At 39.4% G+C, this 21,326-nt stretch carries 9 protein-coding genes; 6 read left to right on the top strand and 3 right to left on the bottom strand.

What is annotated here, in order from left to right:
* Positions 1-18: 18 nt before the first annotated feature.
* Both HT99x_RS10300 and HT99x_RS10295 read left to right on the top strand, forming a co-directional pair.
* On the top strand, positions 19-579 hold the full coding sequence (locus tag HT99x_RS10300; RefSeq protein WP_075065080.1) for a hypoxanthine-guanine phosphoribosyltransferase: 561 nt from the start codon (positions 19-21) through the stop codon (positions 577-579).
* A 5-nt stretch (positions 580-584) separates the two neighbouring features.
* Complete coding sequence (locus tag HT99x_RS10295; protein WP_075064998.1) at positions 585-1,322, top strand: S-methyl-5'-thioinosine phosphorylase; 738 nt, start codon at positions 585-587, stop codon at positions 1,320-1,322.
* Positions 1,323-1,385: 63 nt separating this feature from the next.
* Here HT99x_RS10295 and HT99x_RS10290 read toward each other — a convergent pair whose 3' ends face one another.
* The 3 genes from HT99x_RS10290 to HT99x_RS10280 are packed head-to-tail and all read right to left on the bottom strand — an operon-like array spanning position 1,386 to position 4,911.
* Complete coding sequence (locus HT99x_RS10290; RefSeq protein ID WP_075064999.1) at positions 1,386-2,075, bottom strand: YfiR/HmsC family protein; 690 nt, start codon at positions 2,073-2,075, stop codon at positions 1,386-1,388.
* Positions 2,076-2,089: 14 nt separating this feature from the next.
* Positions 2,090-3,922 carry a DAHL domain-containing protein gene (locus HT99x_RS10285; RefSeq protein WP_075065000.1) on the bottom strand — a complete coding sequence of 611 codons (1,833 nt, stop codon included), beginning with the start codon at positions 3,920-3,922 and terminating at the stop codon, positions 2,090-2,092.
* Between the two features lie 8 nt (positions 3,923-3,930).
* A complete protein-coding gene (locus HT99x_RS10280; RefSeq protein WP_083482756.1) occupies positions 3,931-4,911 on the bottom strand; it encodes a cytochrome-c peroxidase in 981 nt (326 codons plus the stop codon).
* Between the two features lie 260 nt (positions 4,912-5,171).
* On the opposite strand from HT99x_RS10280, the gene HT99x_RS10275 reads away from it, so the two are divergent.
* From HT99x_RS10275 to HT99x_RS10260, 4 genes are all read left to right on the top strand, one after another.
* Positions 5,172-12,326 (top strand): cadherin-like domain-containing protein, encoded by a 7,155-nt coding sequence (locus tag HT99x_RS10275; RefSeq protein WP_075065001.1) that lies wholly within the window; start codon positions 5,172-5,174, stop codon positions 12,324-12,326.
* Positions 12,327-12,491: 165 nt separating this feature from the next.
* On the top strand, positions 12,492-16,628 hold the full coding sequence (locus HT99x_RS10270) for a cadherin-like domain-containing protein (RefSeq protein WP_259566317.1): 4,137 nt from the start codon (positions 12,492-12,494) through the stop codon (positions 16,626-16,628).
* Positions 16,629-16,644: 16 nt separating this feature from the next.
* Positions 16,645-17,475, top strand: a complete 831-nt coding sequence (locus HT99x_RS10265; RefSeq protein ID WP_075065003.1) for a leucine-rich repeat domain-containing protein — start codon at positions 16,645-16,647, stop codon at positions 17,473-17,475.
* Positions 17,476-17,552: 77 nt separating this feature from the next.
* Positions 17,553-21,287 (top strand): cadherin-like domain-containing protein, encoded by a 3,735-nt coding sequence (locus HT99x_RS10260; protein ID WP_075065004.1) that lies wholly within the window; start codon positions 17,553-17,555, stop codon positions 21,285-21,287.
* Positions 21,288-21,326 lie beyond the last annotated feature (39 nt).

The following is a 21,326-nucleotide window of genomic DNA, read 5'->3' as shown; positions in this document are numbered from 1 at the left end:
CCATTGGTTATGGCAGAATTGACTGCACCGTTGAAAATTAAAGGTGTCACTTCACGGGCTAAATGTCTCTATAATTCAGAGCAAATTGAGCGCGCTTTAAAAAACATGGCAACAGCCATCCACACTGATCTACAAGATGAAAATCCGATTGTACTTTGTGTGCTGATTGGGGGCGTCGTTTTAACAGGTAAATTGCTAACCTTACTCGATTTCCCGCTGCAAATGGATTATATCCATGCTTCGCGTTATGGGGATGAAACTGTTGGCTCTCAGTTAAAATGGGTTGTTAAGCCTCGGTTATCATTGAAGGGCAGAACGGTTTTAGTGGTCGATGATATTTTAGATCACGGTATCACGTTGGCCGGGATTATTGATTATTGCCAAGAACAAGGTGCACGCGCAGTCAAAACAGCGGTGTTAGTGGAAAAAGAAGTAACACGTCCACCCCTTGCTGTGCAAAAAGCAGATTACACCGGGATTATTGTTGAAAACCGGTATGTATATGGTTATGGAATGGATTACCAGGGTTATCTTCGAAACGCGCCGGGCATTTTTGCTGTCGCTGAAGAAGATGAATAAAATCAATATCGATGAATAAAATTGCTGTCATCGGAGGCTCTCATTTTGCCTCCCTTAAAAACTTAGTGATTACTCATAGCACTAGCGTTAAAACACCTTATGGGGAGCCATCGGCTCCTCTTAGCTATGGGATCTTAGGCGATCAAGAAGTGGTTTATTTGCCACGTCGCGGTAGCCAAGAGCCGATGCAACCACATCAAATTAATTATCGCGCGAATATCTGGGCATTGAGAGATGCTGGTGTACAAACGGTCATTGCGACGGCAGCGGTGGCAGGTATTGCTGATTTCTTTAGCGCAGGAGATGTCGTTGTACCCGATCAGTTAATTGATTATACCTATGGGCGCGAAAATACTTTCTTAGGTGAATCTGAAGTAACCCATATCAATTTTACTGAGCCTTACAGTGAACAATTACGGCAACAAATCTTCCAGAATGCTGAGAAATTTAGTTTTCCCGTCATTGCTAAAGCAACCTATGCTATCACTCAAGGTCCACGCTTGGAAACAGCGGCGGAAATTGAGCGTATTGCGCGCGATGGTTGTCATTTGGTGGGTATGACTGGAATGCCAGAAGCGGCTTTAGCTCGTGAATTAGGCTTGGATTATGCTTGTATTGCGTTGGTTGTACGCAAGGCGGCAGTTCATGAATCGATTGATGAGTTTAAGCTGTCTCGCGGTGAGAAATGGGTTGAAGACTTGGTTGAAGCCATTATTTTGGATGAGACGCAGAAATCAACTTAACTGTCATGTTGTTCTAGCTACTTCAGACAGTTCTGGCTCCGGCTGATTACGCCGGAGGACAGCTTAATTCATCTTTTCAACCTTATCATCAGGCGGTGGGCCTTTATCAAAGCTTGACTGATCGATAGGTGGGACAATCGTAACGAGTCGTAACATGCGAGGATTGATTTTTAAGCCTGCTTTTTCGACTGCGGGCAAGTTTGTCATAATTGCTAAGCGATTATTCACAATATAGAAGTTCATTGAACCGCCAGCTTCTGCAAACCCATCCATATCACCAAAACCTAAAATCGGTTTATTTTCGATGGAAGTGAGAATGCTTTTAACATTGTCTTGTTCTGTTTTGGTAACAAAAAGGATTTGGCAATGATTAGCGGCTTCAGACACTTTGTTAATTTTCAAAATATTTAAAGCGCGATCACTGACAATTTTGCCATTAATAGAGTTAAGCCCTTGAAAAGAAGGTACTTGGCCCAGCACGCAGATATTAATAGTGCTCTCTGGTAAGCTGCTTTCTGGCCATTCAACAAATTTAGCAACGTAACGTAAGAAAGCGGCTTTTAAATGGTATTCGCGTGATTCAGGCGAATACTCGCTGCTGCCGCCACCAGCGGGCATAGCTGACATTGCTTCACCATCTTGCGCAGTAGGTAAAGCACTGGCAAAGAGTGAACTTGAAAAAATTGCAAGCTGGCTAACCACTAAGGAGCTAGTTAACAGTCGCAGTAGGCGCGTTGTAACAAAATTCTTCATGCATTAAACCAACGTTAGCTTTTTGTTTGTCTCGCATTGATAGGTAGCACAACCGTAAACTCAGTAAAGGCACCTTCTTCCGAGGCAACCCGTAGTTCACCTTTATGTTGCTTTACTACTGTATCATAGCAGATAGATAAACCAAGACCTGTATTTCCTTTTCCGGTTGGTTTTGTGGTGAAGAAGGGTTCAAAGACTTTATCTATATTCTTTTTAGGGATCCCACCACCATTATCTCTAAGCTTTATAGTTACTTGCTCTGCTTGTTCTTCAATCGTTAAAGAGAGAGTGGGTTGGTAATCAGCAGGAGCAATTAATTTCTTTTCTCGCAGTGCATATAAAGCGTTGTCAATTAAATAGATAAATACGCGTCCTATCGCTTGAGGAACAGCTAGTAAACTAATTTTGTTTTCTGGAAATGATTTATCTAATAGCAGATCGAATTTACCTTGTGTGTTACGGAAGCTTTCAAGTGCAATCTGATAATTTTCATCAAGTAATGCTTTTATGTCGACCATCTCTTTTTGCACACCCGATTCTTGAGAGTGCATCAGCATATTTTTAACGATATTATCTGCGCGCGTACCATGTTCTTTGATTTTAGCGCAATTGGTTTTTAAATCATTTAAAATGCCTTCAACATATTCTAAAGCATCTTGACTGAGTTTATCTTTATTGGCCGCAAGTTCTTCTGATAATTCACCCACTAATTCAATCGATAAATCTGAGAAATTATTGACAAAATTTAATGGGTTTTTAATTTCGTGAGCAATACCGGTTGTTAGCATCCCCACAGATGCCATTTTTTCTTGCATGATGAGTTGATCTTGCGCTTCTTTTAAGTCTGCTAAAGCATCATTCAAATCAGCATTCTTCACAGTCAATTCTCGAGTTCTATCAGCAACACGTTGCTCTAATTGTCGATTGATTTCTGCTAAACGTATAAACGCCCAGCGGATGACTAATAACAAGACGAAGACTAAAATATACAAAACAATTCGAAAAGCAGAAGATATTTTCCGATAATCATCAAAAGCAAGTTTATAAGCAGAAGCTAAAGTGCTGATCGTGGGTACAATAGGCACTTCAAAGAACGATTCATCAATTTTCGATATTTCGGGTTGTATTTCTAAAATCTTAGTTGCATAAGCAAGACCTTGTGAAAGTCTATCCATATCGACATCTAAAGAAGAGAACTTCTGAGGATTCGCTTTGATTTCTTGCATTGTTTTGGTAATGTCTTGGACCAAAGTCATTAAATATTTCTGACGATCTAGATTGCGTTGATTAATGTAAACTAAAATACCACGAAACAAATTGTTCAATTTTTCCATAAACTGCGCATTAAATAACTGCGCATATTGTTCTTGTAAACTAGAGCTTTCAACCGCTTGGGTACTGGCTTGATTTTCAATAATTTCAGCCATCACTATCGAGAATTGATAAATTGCATTTATGAGGACAGGATTTATGCGCTTGAAATGTAAGCTGATTTCTTCTTTGTCATTAATGGCTTTTTCTAAAATAGCAACATCTTTGGCAATTAATCGTTTGATAGGGAAATTAGGACTTTGTACTAATTCTTCTTTTAAAATTTGCAAAGTATCATGCATGCCATCTAGGGCTTTATCGATAGGGTTATAATATTTTTTAATACCGAATCGAATTTGCACCAATGCTTCATTTAATTCAGCATCGTAACGTTGGAGTTGATTTAAATTAGTTTCATAATTGCGATAAGCAAAAGGACGAATTTCACTGACATAATAAATAGCGACAATCACAACAACAATACCCGCGATAAGTCCGCGGGTCATGTTGTATTTTGTTCGCTCAGTTAAATTCATTATTTCTCTTACTTCTCTTGATTAGTGATTAAATCATTATCAGGTTGTCCGTTTAAACTTTGCAAAAATGCTGCGATTGAATTCACTTCATCATTTCTCAAAGGTTGCCCAACTTGATAAATTGCCATTAATTGAATCATTTCAGGTAGCGTTTTAATGGAACCATCATGTAAATAAGGTCCCGTTCTACTTATGTTGCGTAGCGTTGGCACTTTAAAGACATATTTATCTTCAGGCTTGCCTGTCACATTATAAAGACCTAAATCCGATTTTTTGGGAGGCCCTTTGTCGGCATAATAGTCTTTATAAATACCGAGACGTTGATAAAGATTGCCGCCTAAATTAGGACCTTGATGGCAGAAGATGCAACCATATTTTTTAAATAAGCGGAATCCCTTTTGTGCATCATTGGTTAATGCATTACGATCACCAGCCATGAATTTATCAAAATTGGAATTATTGGTTAATAAGTTTTCTATGTAAACCGTCAAAGCATCTTCGATGGTTGCTTTGGTGATACCTTGTGGATAAATCTTTTTAAAATCTTCAGTATAAATACTGTTTTCAGAAAGATGTTGAATAATCGTTGGCCAACTGCTGTCAAAAATGCTTTTATCTTTGACATGATCACTGATAACTTCAGCAATGGTTTTTGCACGCCCATCCCAAAATTGTCGAAAATTCAGACTCGCATTTAAAATAGTGGGTGTATTGACTGCTCCCACTTGTTTATTCATACCAATATACTGTGGAAGGTTATCAACGCCTGCATTTTTTAATTGATGACAGCTCGCACACGAAGCAGAGAGATCTTTAGCAAACATCGGTTCTTGATAGAGTTTTTTGCCTAATTCAATTTTTGCAGGATCAGCAGGTTGTTGAGGCGCAGAAATAGGAAAAGCCCCGGCCGTTTGCGGTGTTTGCGCAAATCCGTCTTGGCTTATGAAGGCTGTAAATAGAAACGGTATCAAAGCTTTTAAACGCAGCACATTAATTCCTTGCTAGTTCCTAATCCATCGAGTACCTCTACTCCTTACTAATTATAATACGCACCTGCTAGAGTGTACTTCCCTAAAAGTCATTTTGTTGAAGAAAAAATCAGTGAAATAGCCCTTTATTCGCATTTCTAGTACCAAAGACCACTATCTGCTGCCAAGTACAACAGTATAATTTTGTTATCTAGTAAACAAATTTGATGTTTTCTAATGCAATTACACGATTTAACGCTACCACTATAGCGAGTAATCTAATGGTAATAAAAACAGCTGAAGAGGGATCAAAACAAGGTAAAGGGACGAACCAAGAAAAAACAGAACAAGATGGTACGTCGGGCACGCATGCTCATAACGTAGCGATGATTGATGATATTTCAACATTAAGCTCAGGCTTAATGGATATCTTTATTGATCCGAATCAAAATTTTTTTCCAGCAGAAGAAATCTCAAACGCATTTGAACAAGCTTTTCAAACGTATGTTCAAATGGATCAAAAGGATTTTTTAGCAGAAGTTGAAGAAGCGATTGCAAAATTAGCACTCAACGATAAAGGTCCTGATTTTTTAAATTTAGAGTTTGAACAATTATTTGATGTTCTAGTGGAAGAAGGGGGTAGTACCTCAGGAAGAGCTATCTCAAGCGGCAGTGAAGGAAGTGTGACGTCTCTTGATAGAGCACTTAATATATTTCAGTTGAGCCTTAATGAAGAAGACTTATTAAAAGTACAATCACAACCACAAAATTTAGCTTTTAACACGTTTAATTCTTATGCTTTTGTTTCCCCTCCGACGCCAACGCAAAATCCCGATGGAAAAGGGCCGACTACGCCACCCATTAATATTCCACCACCAGAGCAACATGTTATATTTACAGAAACCCTTTTAAATACGCAACAATCATTTACAGTGAGTGGTAATATTTTTGTTCCTAGTGAATTCAATAATTTCACAGGAGCAACTGTCGGTGCTGGATTATTAACAATGGATGTTTTCTTTAATGTGCCTGCACGAGCCGGTTCAAGTGAAACGCATACGGCTGCTTTAACCACATTAACAACACCGGAAGGTAATGTATTTGTTTTTGATAGAGTGACAGGTGACTATTCTTATACGTTAAATGAACCCATATTACATTTACTCAGTGTGTGGGGGCCCAACTATGTCGATATAACCCAAGAATTTTTTACCGATCGCTTTGTTTATTCTATTACCGATGTGGCTTTGCAAACAGCCGTTGGCAATATTAGCATTGTGATTCAAGATGATCATCCGGTTGCAACAGATCAAGTCACAATGGCAATTTCTGAGGCTGATATCCAAACAGTTGGATCCAATCAGTCGAACACGCCAGAGCAATTGACCGGAAGTTTAATATCACCACCCAGTAATTCTTTTGGTGCAGATGGGGGTTCCGTTACCAACGTAACCTTAGCAAATGGATCGACAGTCATTGCCGCAGGAATAATTACCGTTACTGATGTTGCTGGAAATACCTTTGTAATTGATCAAGCAACCGGTAGCTACGATTATAATTTAAATAACCCTTTTACCAACATTAATAATCAGCCAACGGTTTTAGTTTATACGTTTACCTTTACGGATGCTGATCTTGATACCGTTAGTAAAAGTATTACCATTACCATTAATGATGATATACCTATAGCATTGGCTCAAAATGGGGGAGCTCTCAACGAAGCGGACATTCCGATAGTAGGAACAGATGCTAATCCCAATGCGCCAACGATCACAGGCGATATCACCTCAAATGGCACTGTGTTAGGTGCAGATGGTGGCATTGTCTCGAATGTGGTGTTAACAAGTGCATTAAGCAATGGCGCATCGAATGCAACAGCCAACACTGTTATTGCAGCAGGTGTTATTACTGTAACCGATAGTGAAGGAAATATTTTATCGGTTAATCAAGCGACAGGCGCTTATACCTATACTTTAAATAACGCTTATAACAATAATAATAATCTTCCCACCATTTTAACATTTACTTATACCTTAACTGATGGCGATGGTTCGCAAGCAAGTTCAACTTTAGCGATTTCAGTTAATGATGATGGCCCTATTGCTTTAACCCAAAATGGGGGTAGCGTAAATGAAGCCGATATTCCTGTTGTTGGCTCAAGTGCCGATCCTAATGCACCCACTATCTCAGGCGATATTACCTCAGGTAGCACCGTACTAGGTGCAGATGGTGGAATTATTTCGAATGTGGTGTTAACGAGTTCATTAAGTAATGGTGCATCCAATGCAACAGGAAACACCGTTATTGCCGCAGGTGTGATCACAGTAACCGATACTGAAGGTAATATTTTATCGATAAATCAAGCGACAGGTGCTTATACTTATACTTTAAATAATGCTTACAGCAACAATAATAACCTACCCACGATATTAACCTATACCTATACCTTAACGGATAGTGATGGAACAACCGCAAGTAATACCTTAACCATCTCAATTAATGATGATGGTCCTGTCGCGTTAGCACAAAATGCGGGTAGCGTAAATGAAGCAGATATTCCGGTTGTCGGTTCTAGTGCCGATCCGAATGCACCAATGATCACAGGGGATATTACCTCAGGAAGCACCTTACTAGGCGCAGATGGTGGCATCGTTTCGAATGTGGTATTAACGAGTTCATTAAGTAACGGCATATCGAATGCAACCGGAAATACGGTTATTGCAGCAGGTGTTATTACGGTAACCGATACCGAAGGAAATGTCTTATCTATTGATCAAGCAACGGGCGCTTATACTTATACCTTAAATAATGCTTATAGCAATAATAATAATCTACCCACGATATTAACCTATACCTATACCTTAACCGATGGTGATGGGACAACTGCAAGTAATACCTTAACTATTTCAATTAATGATGATGTTCCTGTTGCTTTAGCACAAAATGCGGGTAGCGTAAATGAAGCAGATATTCCGGTTGTCGGTTCTAGTGCCGATCCGAATGCACCAATGATCACAGGGGATATTACCTCAGGAAGCACCTTACTAGGCGCAGATGGTGGCATCGTTTCGAATGTGGTATTAACGAGTTCATTAAGTAACGGCATATCGAATGCAACCGGAAATACGGTTATTGCAGCAGGTGTTATTACGGTAACCGATACCGAAGGGAATGTCTTATCTATTGATCAAGCCACCGGTGCTTATACTTATACCTTAAATAATGCTTATAGCAATAATAATAACCTACCCACGATATTAACCTATACCTATACTGTAACCGATGGTGATGGTTCGCAAGCAAGTGCTACTTTAACCATTTCGATTAATGATGATGGTCCTATCGCTTTAACCCAAAATGCGGGTAGCGTAAATGAAGCGGATATTCCGGTTGTAGGCTCAGATGCCGATCCTAATGCACCCACTATCTCAGGCGATATTACCTCAGGTAGCACCGTACTAGGCGCAGATGGTGGCATCGTTTCGAATGTGGTATTAACGAGTTCATTAAGTAACGGCATATCGAATGCAACCGGAAATACGGTTATTGCAGCAGGTGTTATTACGGTAACCGATACCGAAGGGAATGTCTTATCGATTGATCAAGCCACCGGCGCTTATACTTATACCTTAAATAATGCTTATAGCAATAATAATAATCTACCCACGATATTAACCTATACCTATACCTTAACGGATAGTGATGGGACAATTGCAAGTAATACTTTAACTATTTCAATTAATGATGATGGTCCTGTTGCTTTAGCACAAGATGCGGGTAGCGTAAATGAGAATGATATTGATCCCAATTTTCCTGGGGTGCCTAGTGTCATTGATAATATCATCTCAAATGGTACGTTGTTAGGTGCAGATAGTGGCACGGTTTCAAATGTGGTATTGACGAGTTCATTAAGTAACGGAATATCAAATGCAACCGGAAGCACGGTTATTGCGGCAGGCATTATTACAGTAACCGATAGCGAAGGTAATGTCTTAGCGGTTGATCAAGCCACCGGCGCTTATACTTATACTTTAAATAATCCTTATAGCAATAATAATAACCTGCCTACGATATTAACATTTACCTATACCTTAACCGATGGTGACGGCACCGTGGCAAGTTCGACATTAACCATTTCGGTTAATGATGATGGTCCTGTTGCTTTAGCACAAGAGGCGGGTAGTGTGAATGAGGCCGATATTCCGATTGTGGGCTCCGATGCCGATCCGAATGCACCTACTATCACAGGGGATATTACCTCAGGTAGCACAGTACTAGGCGTAGATGGTGGGATTGTTTCAAATGTGGTGTTGACAAGTTCACTAAGTAATGGAGCCTCAAATGCAACGGGAAACACGGTTATTGCGGCAGGCATTATCACGGTAACTGATAGTGAAGGGAATACTTTAGCAGTCGATCAAGCTACCGGCGCTTATACTTATACCTTAAACAATGCTTATAGCAATGATAACAACCAACCAACGATATTAACATTTACTTATACCTTAACTGATGGTGATGGGACAACAGCAAGTAATACCTTAACTATTTCAATTAATGATGATGGTCCTATCGCTTTGCCAGAAAGTGCAGGTAGCCTTGATGAAGCAAGTTTAGCAGGGGGGTCAAATCCTAATCCTTCTGGGTTGCAACTAACGGGTGATATTATTTCAAGTGGTACGTTATTAGGTGCGGATAGCGGCATTATATCGAATGTTGTCTTGACGAGTGCATCGAGCGATGGTTCATCTAATGCAACGGGAAATACCGTTATTGCAGCAGGAATTATTACGGTAACTGATAGTGAAGGGAATACCTTAGCTGTCGATCAAGCGACAGGTGCTTATACTTATACATTGAATAATCCTTACGATAACACGAATAATCAACCTGAGATTCTAACCTATACGTATACTTTAACGGATAATGATGGAACACAAGCAAGTAAAACATTGACCATTAATATTACGGATGATCTGCCCGTTGCCGTTGATGACAATGCGGTTACAACTGAAGATACGCTTTTATCCGTAACAGCAGCTAATGGTTTATTAAGTAATGATACGAATGTCGATGTATCCGATGTCATGAGTGTTTCACAAGTTAACGGTGCTGCAGGAGATGTTGGTAAACAAATTACTCTCTCATCAGGTGCTTTATTAACGGCTAATGCCGACAGCAGTTATGATTACGATCCCAATGGCAAATTTGAAAGTTTAGCGGTTGGTGAATCGACAACAGATAGTTTCAGCTATCAAGTCAGCGATGGTACAGGTGGATTTGATACCGCTAATGTCACGATTACCATTAATGGCGTGAATGATGCGCCAGTCGCCAATGATCAAGCGATTAGTGCAATCGAAGATGGTGGTCCAGTAGGTCCTACTTTATTCTTAGCGGATGATGTAGACAGTGATGATAATCAAGCAAGCTTAACCTACACAATAGTAGGTAATTTAGCGGCTGGAAAAGGTTCAGTGACGAATAATAATAATGGAAGTTTTACATATAATCCAGGAAGTGATTTTCAAGAATTGGCAGATGATGAAAAGCAAGATGTTACTTTCACGTATAAAGCAACTGATGCACACGGTGTAGATAGCGGTGTACAAACGGTAACGGTGACAGTTACTGGCGTGAATGATGCGCCAGTCGCCAATGATCAAGCGATTAGTGCAACCGAAGATGGTGGTCCAGTAGGCCCTACATTATTTGTTGGTGACGATGTTGATAGTGATGATAATCAAGTAAGCTTAACCTACACAATAGTGGGTAATTTAGCGGCTGGTCAAGGTTCTGTAACGAATAATAACGATGGTACATTTACCTATAGTCCAGGTGCCGATTTTCAAGGATTAGCGGCAGGGGAAAAACAAGATGTTACTTTCACGTATAAAGCAACCGATGCACACGGTGTAGATAGCGGTGTACAAACGGTAACGGTGACAGTTATTGGCGTGAATGATGCGCCAGTCGCCAATGATCAAGCGATTAGTGCAACCGAAGATGGTGGTCCAGTTGGCCCTACATTATTTGTTGGTGACGATGTTGATAGTGATGATAATCAAGTAAGCTTAACCTATACAATAGTGGGTAATTTAGCGGCTGGAAAAGGTTCAGTGACGAATAATAATAATGGAAGTTTTACATATAATCCAGGAAGTGATTTTCAAGAATTGGCAGATGGTGAAAAGCAAGATGTTACTTTCACCTATAAAGCGACAGATGTACATGGGGTTGATAGCGGAACGCAAACAGTAACGGTTACAGTAACAGGAGTTAATGATGCGCCAACTGCTGTCAATGATGCCTTTTCAACCGCAGGTACCGGTACCGTTGTAGTTACTGGAGATATCTTAGCAAATGATTCGGATGTTGATATTGGCGATACTTTTGTCGTTTCAAGTTTAAGTTATAATAGTCAGGCATTGTCGTTAGGTACTTTAGAAACATTGAGTGATGGATCAACCATCATTGTTAACTCTGATGGTTCATTTACCTATACAGGCGAAGCAGAATCTATTAATCAGTTATCTTACACCATTCAAGATAATCATAATGCAGTCAGTTTAGCAGCAACTCTTATATTTGGGGGGATACCTCCTATGATTCTCGATCTCAATAATAATAATAGTATTGATTTGGTCAGCGATGATAAATCCAATGTTACTTTAAATTCATTTCGAGACACTCATGGTTCTAATCCAATGGGATGGGTTCAGCCAGGTGATGGTATCTTAGTGTATGATTATCAAGGTGATGGTAAAGTGACGAATATAGATGAAATTGCATTAACATTTCATGCTGATGAAGCTAAAACTGATTTAGAGGCTTTACGTTTTAAATTTGATAATAATCACGATGGTATATTTGATGCTAAAGATGAGTTATTTGGTAATTTTGGTGTTTGGCAAGATAAAAATGGTAATGGGCTCTCAGATGAGGGTGAATATAAAACGCTAACACAAATGGGTATTATTTCAATTAATACTAATTCGGATCATCAAGTCCAAATCATAGAAGGAAATACCGTATTTGGCTATACCAGTTTCCAAACAGCTGATGGGGTATCTCACCTTGCTGCAGACGTTGCACTCAGTGTTGCGCCTGCAACTAAAAGTGTTGCATTAAATATGCCGGATGTGGTTGATGAACATTCTGTTATTGATTTTTCAGCCATTAAAAGTGTAGCTCCACTGGCAACAGATAATCACGAAACAGGGAGCCAAAATGCTTCTGTCACCTCACAAGCTTCTAGTGCGGCTGTTGCATCAGAAGCACCGAATCCTGCTGAAAACACTCAAAGTGAAAATGCTAATGTAGGTACTCATGTAAGCACAAACACTGAAAACTTTACAGCAACGTCAATGTCAGCAAGTAATTCAACCGTAACACAACAATTGGAGCAACAGCATCACGAAGTACCATTATCGTAACTATTGATAAAATGAGCAGTCAAAATACTACTATTTATAGCTCTTTCTAGTACCTTTGATCTATGTATGAAGGCCTCATCATTGTATAATTTAGTTATCGAAGCAATTAAAATTGCATATCTGTAATTGCATCTTTCCATCATTTTCTTCATGTTGGTAGTGATAATGGTAATAAAGACAGTCGAAGAAGGGATTAAGCAAGATACAAGGACTCAACAAAATCAAGCTTCGCACGAAGCTACTCCAGCGATGGATGCCGTATTACTGTTGAATTCTGGTTTAATGGATATTTTCGTTGATGCAAATCAAAATTTTCTGCCAACTGAAGAATTATCAGTCCCCTTTCAGGAAGCTTTTCAAGTTTATGCACAGATGGATCAAAAGCAGTTTTTGGCTGAAATAGAAGAAGCGATTGCTAAACTTGCTGTTAATAATGAACAAGGTCCTGATTTTTTAAACTTAGAGTTTGAACAGTTATTTGAAATTTCTGTTGAAGAAGGTGGGAGTACGCTAGGCAAAACAATCAGCAGTGGTAGTGAAGGGAGTGTAAACTCTCTTGAACGATTCTTAAATATGAATAACCCTTTGACGCAAAATGATGAAGAGATTTTGCTCAAAGTTGAATCACAGCCACAAGCTTTATCGATTAACATTGTACAGTCATACTCTTTTAGCACGCCACCGACCGCAACGCCTAATCCAACTGAAAATGCTCCTAAAGCACCACCTATCGATATTCCACAACCTGATCAACAAGTTATTTTTACAGAAACCCTTTTAAACACACAGCAATCTTTTACCATTAGCGGTAATATTACTGAGCCAGGCCCATTTAATAACGGGACAGGAGCAACTTTTGGTGCTGGATTACTCACGATGGATGTATTTTTTAATGTACCCGCACGTGCCGGTTCAAGCGAAACCCATACGGCTGGCGTAACCACTTTAACGACCCCAGAAGGCAATGTGTTTGTCTTTGATAGAACAACTGGCGATTACTCCTATACACTCAATAATCCCATATTGCATTTGCAAAGCGTTTGGGGTTCAAATTATGTCGATGCTTTGCAAGAAATATTTACCGATCGATTTGTTTACTCGATTACCGATATCACTCTGCAAACGGCCGTTGGCAATATCACTATTTATATTCAAGATGATCATCCTGAGGCCAATGTTAAGAATAATAGTGTCGATGAGACAGCTATGTATGTAAATGGCAACGAGGCCAAAACCGGAAACTTACTATCAGATGGGATTGCATCAACCTTTGGTGCCGATGGTGGCAAAGTAACCTTAATTAATGGTGTAAGCGATGCAAGCGACGGAACGATTGATGGCTTTATTAATGTGACAACGTCTTATGGACACCTCATCGTGGATACGGCAACAGGTGGTTATACCTATTCGCTTGATCCGGCATTGATGAAACTTATCCCACAAGCCTTTGCCGATACCAATAAAAATGTAAATGATGTGTTAACTTATGAGCTAACGGATGCGGATGGCGATAAAAGCACCTCGACGTTAACAGTCAATATTGATTTGAATGAGTCACCGGTGGCTATCGACGACACCAATACCACTGGGGAAAATACGGCTTTAGTCGTTATTGCAGCAAATGGCGTGTTAAGTAATGATACCGATCCGGATGTGGGTGATACCAAGATTGTTAGCGCTGTCGATGGTGTTTCTGCGAATGTAGGCAAACAAATTACCTTATCGTCAGGGGCTTTATTTACGTTAAATGCGGATGGTTCGTATTCATTCGAGCCAACAAGTGTCTATGATAGTTTAGCGGTAGGTAAAACTGCTCAGGAAGTCATTACTTATACAATGAAGGATGCTGAAGGCTTAACAAGCTCAGCTACTTTGACGATTACAATAACCGGTGTCAATGATGCACCCCTTGCCAATGATCAAGCTATTAGCGCCACAGAAGATGGTGCTTCGGTTGGTCCTATTCTCTTTGCCGCTGATGATGTGGATAGCGATGATAATCAAGCAAGTTTAACTTATACAGTTGTGAGCAACCTAGCGGCAGGGCAAGGGACAGTTACCAATAATAATGATGGTACTTTCACTTATAATCCTGGCAGCGATTTTCAAGGTCTAGCAGCCGGTGAAAAGCGAGACGTTACCTTTACCTATATGGCCACAGATGCCCATGGTGCTGATAGCGCTGTGAAAGCAGTGACGATTACGGTAACCGGTGTCAATGATGCACCAACCGCCAATGATCAAACCATCAGTGCCACAGAAGATGGTGCTCCAGTTGGTCCTATTCTATTTTCAGCAGATGATGTCGATAGCGATAATAACCAAGCAAATTTAACTTATACGATTGTAAGCAATTTAGCGGCAGGACAAGGGACTGTTGCTAATAATAATGATGGCACTTTCACTTATAACCCAGGCAGCGATTTTCAAGGTTTAGCAGTCGGTGAAAAGCAAGATGTTACCTTTACCTATATGGCCACCGATGCGCATGGTGCTGATAGTGCGGTAAAAACAGTGACGATTACAGTAACCGGTGTCAATGATGCACCAACCGCCAATGATCAAGCCATCAGTGCCACAGAAGATGGTGCTCCAGTTGGTCCTATTTTATTTTCAGCAGATGATGTCGATAGCGATAATAATCAAACAAATTTAACTTATACCATCGTGAATAATTTATTGGCAGGACAAGGTACTGTTACTAATAATAACGATGGAACTTTTACTTATGATCCAGGCAATGATTTTCAAGCGCTAGGGGCTGGCCAAAAACAGGACGTTACCTTTACTTATATGGCCACCGATGCGCATGGTGCTGATAGTGCCGTGAAGACGGTTACCATTACCGTAATCGGTGAAAATGATGCACCCGTTGCTGCTCTTGATGTGGCATCGACATCAGAGAACACCCCAGTGACCGTTGATGTACTTGCAAACGATACCGATATTGATAATGGTGATGTCCCTGGCACCTTTAATTTAAATTCAGTGCTAATTAGTAGTGCATTATTTGGCATTGATGATGTGACGATTTCAACCGCAACAGCCAATGTGGTTAGTAATCAACTGGTATTTGATCCTGGCACGGATTTTGATTTTTTAGCAGATGGTGAAACAGCGACGGTTGTTGTGTCATATCAAATGCAAGATCTTGGAGGATTAACTAGCACTTCAACAGCAACCATTACCGTAACGGGAGTGAATGATGCGCCAGTTGCTAATGCCGTTTCAACCTCCGGTCTAGAAAATACAACCATTCCTATTACTTTAGCCGGCAATGATGTTGATGGGACTATCTTAAATTTTAGAGTAGATGTTTTACCCACCGATGGTATTTTATATAAAGATAACCTTTTAACGCAGGTACTATCAGCTAGTGAGTTGATTACGGCTACCGGTAATAATGCTCAACTTTATTTTGTGCCAGATGCTGATTTCAATGGAACGGCTAATTTTGATTATGTTGCGATTGATAATAATGGGCTTGCCTCCAATACCGCTGCACATGTTGATATTGATGTCACGGGAGGCGCCCCTGTTATTCTCGATCTAAATAATAATAACAATATAGAATTGATTTCTGCTGAGCAATCTTCAGTCACTTTAAATACCTTTCATGATATGAATGGGACAAATCAAATAGGGTGGGTACAACCCGGTGATGGGTTGTTAATCTACGATTATCAAGGGGATGGAAAAGTAACGAATATGGATGAATTTGCCTTAACTGCCCATTCACCCGACGCTAAAACAGATTTGGATGCGTTACGTTTAACCTTTGATACGAATCATGATGGTATTTTTAATGTAGAAGATACTTCCTTTGGTAAATTTGGTGTTTGGCAAGATAAAAATAGCAATGGCATTTCAGATTCAGGTGAATATAAAACCTTAATGGAAATGGGCATTATTTCAATCAATGTTAATTCAGACCATCAATCACAAATCATCGAAGGGAACACCCTATTTGGATATACCAGTTATCAAACGGTGGATGGAGTATCGCATGTCGCGGCAGATGTTTCATTAAATATAGCGCCTACTCAGACGCAAACCTTAAGTATGCCAGATATCATTGGCGATCATGCTGTCATTGATTTCTCGTCCATGACAAGCACATCGCCACAATCAACAGATAATCAAAGCATATTAAATACATCAGAAATGCACAATATAGGAACAGAAAGTACAACCAATACCGATATGAGTACCGCTGAAGTTGCAGCCGTTTCTGCTGCAACTGATATACAGTCAATAACACAGCAATTAGAACAACAACATCAAGAGACACCGTTGTCATAAACTTGAGAATGATTACATGAATGAATCAATTAAAAATGAAGAAAGTCGTTTAAACCAAGAACGTTTATTACACGAAGTCGCTTTTTTTCGTGTTAATAAAAATAATATCATGCGCTTGATACGCTCAAATCGCATTATTATCAAGCAATTATTTCAACAAATTGCTATTTTAGTTGAAAATGGTTTGCAAGACGTTATTGATTTAGTGGCGCTTGATACTGTATTAACTAAAATGAATACTTATATTATTATCTCTTATCTAAATGCGGTAGAAGATCATGACTTGGAGTTAAAATATATCACACGCCTTCCCAGCTTTGCATTTCATTTAAACTTAAATAAATTGAAAATTATAAAAAGATTAAAGATCATTGGTAAAGATTCCTACATTTTAGAATTACCTCCTGAAATTGGTCTAATGTCTGAACTAAGAGAATTAGATATAGCAGATTGTTTGATCAAATCACTCCCAAGTGAAATATCTCATTTATTAAAACTAGAAATTTTAAATGTTGAAGGAGATCCCCTTGCTTTAATACCCAAAGAAATAGGTCATTTAAAGCATCTTAAAGAACTTTATATTGGAAATAATCCTGAATTGACAGAATTACCAACGGAAGTAGGCGAGTTAATTGCTTTAGAAGTATTGCAAGCTGCACATGATAGTTTAAAGGTATTACCGCAAGCGCTTGAACGGTTAGCAAAATTACGAGAATTAAATGTAGCCCATAATCAATTAAAGAGTATTCCAGAAAGTTTAGGTAAATTACCGAATTTAACTATTCTAAAAATTGACCATAATGATATTAAAACCTTCCCTATTGAACTCAGTAAATTAATTCATTAAATTAACACAATATATCTTTTTATAGTTAAACAACTAAACTATTTGCTTGGTATCAAGAAATCGTTTATGTTCTTTATATGGAAAGGAATCCAGAACGTATTGAACATGATCATGACATCTTCGTTCCCACTGTCGAAGCGGTATTCCCTTACGAAAAACTGGCTGTCCCATTTGAGAAGTCAATTGACAGCTATAAAGTTTTAGACGAAGAGGCTTTATTAAAAGTAGCTAACCAAACTTCGAAGCAATCAGATGAAGAAGACGTCTTTGCGCCCAGTCTTGAGGGCGTGTTCCCTTATGAAGTGCTTGCTAGTTCATTTGCTAATGCAATGGATAAATATGTCGTATTGGACGAAGCAGCCTTATTAAAGACCATAGAAGATGCGGTAGCCAAATCTAAATTAAATGCAAATGAAAATGAATTTCTTGATGTAAAATTCGAAGACTTATTTCAAATTCCCGTGACAGAGGGAAATGCTTACAATATAAAAATGGCTCAATACATGAAAGAAGGCCGCGTTGAGTCTTCAGGGAGTCAATTAGAGGTTGTTAGTGTTAATTTTGATTATCAACCGATTGAAATGCTCGATCTGGTCATTTCAGTTCCAGCACCGCAGCCATCAATCACAACAACGACCACAACCAATGTGCAGTCTCCACCCACGGTGACGACCAATCCACAACATGGTTTGCCAACCGCGCCCGCCATTACGATGCCTGATATCTTCGAAGTTACCCTTGATACGGTTGCTTTTACGACTAGCATCGGGAATATCTTTACAAAAGGGGCATCATTTGGGCCATCAGGTGGTAATTTAGTCAATGTTTATTTTGGTTTACCTATTCGACCTGGATCATCAGAAATTCGTAATTCCGATGTCGTTACCTTAACGACTGCAGAAGGTAATGAATTAAATTTTTACCTATCGACGTTTAATGGCCACCAAATAGGTGATTATGAGTATATATTACATCACGCCGTCCCCCATCTGTTAGGTAACCCCTTATATGATGTGATACAAATGGGCGGGACTAAAATATTTTTTGATAACTTTGTTTATAGTCTTTCAAACACTTATCTTGAAACCAATATTGGTACATTAACCTTTCCGATTATTGATGATGTTCCGCTGGCAACAAGTCAAAATGGTGGCACCATTTCAGAAGCCGCTATAGAAAATAGTGGAACTGATCAATCTCATGTTCCTGCATTACTTTCGGGCACATTAATTAATCCACCGGTAGATCGATTTGGGGCAGATGGTGGAACTGTCACTAGTGTGACGATTAATGGTGGAAGTTACGGTTTTTTATTTGGGCATATTGTTGTCATAACCACCGAAGGAAATATACTGACCGTTAATGTAAATACGGGTGCCTATACATTTTTATTAAGCAATCCATTGCATAACACAAATAACCAACCAATTAATCAAGTTTTTACCTATGTCTTTACTGATAGTGATGGTTCGACCGCTAGCAATACCCTAACTATTACCATTGATGATGATATTCCCATTGCCACCGAAAAAACCAATACTGCGAGTGAGACACTCTGTTTTGTTAATGGCTCCGATACAGCCACCGGAAATTTAATAAGCGATGATAATGGTTTTGGTATTTCATTATTTGGCGCTGATGGCGGTGATATTACCGCTGTCAATGGTGTAACGGATGCGAGTGATGGTCTTGTTGACGGCATTATTCATGCACCCACAACTTTTGGTGATATTGAAGTTTATGTTGCGGTTCAAAGTGGTCATCAAATTGGTGATTATATTTATACGCTAGATACCAGCAAAACAGCGCCACAAAATGATAATTTAATAACTGTACTCGATACCATTAGTTATACCATCACTGATAATGATGGTAGCCAAGATAGTGCAAATTTGGTGGTTACCGTGACGCTTAACCAAGCACCCACGGCAGTTGATGATGTGGGAACAACAGATGAAAATACTATTCTCGATGTACTCACTGTCAATGGCGTTCTGAGTAACGATACCGATCCCAATCCGGGTGATACTAAAATTGTGAGTGCAGTGAATGGTCTTGGAACAAATGTTGGGAATCAATTTACATTACTTTCCAATGCCTTATTACTGCTGAATGCAGATGGTTCATATACCTATAACCCTAATGGCGTATTTAATTATTTAGCCGCGGGTAGTCAAGGAATCGATAGTTTTACTTATACAATGCATGATGCAGAAGGATTATCCAGTTCTGCGACAGTGACTATTACCATTAATGGCGTTAATAGTGCCCCTGTTGCAGTAGATGATAGTAATACAACGGATGCCAATGCGATTATTAATGTGAATACCATAGTTGATCCGCATAATTTACTGATCAATGATACTGATGATGTGGGTGATACGCATTCAATTAGTGAAGTTAATGGGGTTGCTGCAAATGTCGGAAATCAAATCACATTAGCATCCGGTGCGCTCTTAACGGTAAATGCTGATGGCACTTATAATTATAATCCCAATCATATGTTTGATTCTTTAGCGCAAGGGAGTTCAACGACCGACTCATTTACTTATACCTTGCAAGATAGTGGTGGGCTTACCAGTACGGCTACCGTGATTATTACGATTAATGGCGTCAATGATGCACCAACGGCGGTTGATGATAGCAATACCACGGATGCGAATACCATGATTGATGTCAATTTGGTATCCGATCCGCATAATTTACTAATCAATGATACCGATCCAGATGTTGGTGATACCTTAGTTATTAGTGAAGTACAAGGTTTGGCTGCCAATGTGGGGGTTCAAATCACATTAGCATCGGGTGCTTTATTAACCGTTAATGCCAATGGCACTTATCAATACAATCCGAATGGGGCATTTGTCAGTTTATCCGTAGGTGCATCAACAATCGATTCCTTTACGTATACTGTCCAAGATAGTGGCGGACTCACAAGTACGGCTACCGTCTCGATTACCATTAATGGTGTTAATGAAGCGCCTATTGCTGTTGATGATAGTAATACAACGCATGGCACCACCGTGATTGATGTGAATTCAACACTTGATCCACAATGCTTACTATTTAATGATTCCGATCCCGATACTGGCGATACTTTTGTTATTAGTGAAGTAGAAGGACAGGCAGCAAATGTTGGGGTACAGATTACGCTAACATCCGGTGCTTTGTTAACCGTGAATGCTGATGGTACGTATCAATACGATTCTAACGGTGTTTTTGCAGCAACAGATATCGATAGCTTTACTTATAAGATCACGGATAATCATGGATTAACAAGTAATGCGGCTACAGTAACTATCAATGTTATCGTTCCTCCTATCATTTTAGATTTAAACGATGATGGTATTAACTTAATTCCGCCTGATGAAAGTCAAATTGCCTTTTCCTTGTTTGGACGGGAAAATACAACTACTATCGGCTGGGTCAATGGACAAGATGGACTACTCGCAATCGATTTAAACGGCGATAAAATTATCAATGGCCTAGAAGAATTTACCTTCACCCATCCGAATGCGAAAACCGATCTGGAAGCATTGCGTTTACTTTACGATAGCAATGTTGATGGTATTCTGGATATGCAGGATGAAGATTGGGCTCGCTTTGGGGTATGGCAGGATGCTAATGAAAATGGTATTTGTGAACCTGGTGAATTCTTGTCATTAGCTGAGAGAGGCATAGCATCGATTGATTTAATCAGCGATCAACAATCGGATGTTATTGCTGGAAATATTATTTTTGGCTATGCCACCTACCAAACTACTGATGGTCAACTTCATCAGCTTGCTGATGTAGGATTAGGGTTATTCTGACCAAGCGTTAAACAACACAATCGTCAGCGGTCAATTTAA

It is taken from the genome of Candidatus Berkiella aquae (assembly GCF_001431295.2).
Taxonomy (GTDB): domain Bacteria; phylum Pseudomonadota; class Gammaproteobacteria; order Berkiellales; family Berkiellaceae; genus Berkiella; species Berkiella aquae.
This window is presented reverse-complemented; position numbering and strand designations above follow the sequence as displayed.

Coding starts and splice junctions, on each gene's coding strand:
- HT99x_RS10285 (WP_075065000.1), bottom strand. CDS start 3,922: ATGAATTTAACTGAGCGAACAAAATACAACATGACCCGCGGACTTATC.
- HT99x_RS10260 (WP_075065004.1), top strand. CDS start 17,553: ATGGAAAGGAATCCAGAACGTATTGAACATGATCATGACATCTTCGTT.
- HT99x_RS10265 (WP_075065003.1), top strand. CDS start 16,645: ATGAATGAATCAATTAAAAATGAAGAAAGTCGTTTAAACCAAGAACGT.
- HT99x_RS10275 (WP_075065001.1), top strand. CDS start 5,172: ATGGTAATAAAAACAGCTGAAGAGGGATCAAAACAAGGTAAAGGGACG.
- HT99x_RS10270 (WP_259566317.1), top strand. CDS start 12,492: ATGGTAATAAAGACAGTCGAAGAAGGGATTAAGCAAGATACAAGGACT.
- HT99x_RS10290 (WP_075064999.1), bottom strand. CDS start 2,075: ATGAAGAATTTTGTTACAACGCGCCTACTGCGACTGTTAACTAGCTCC.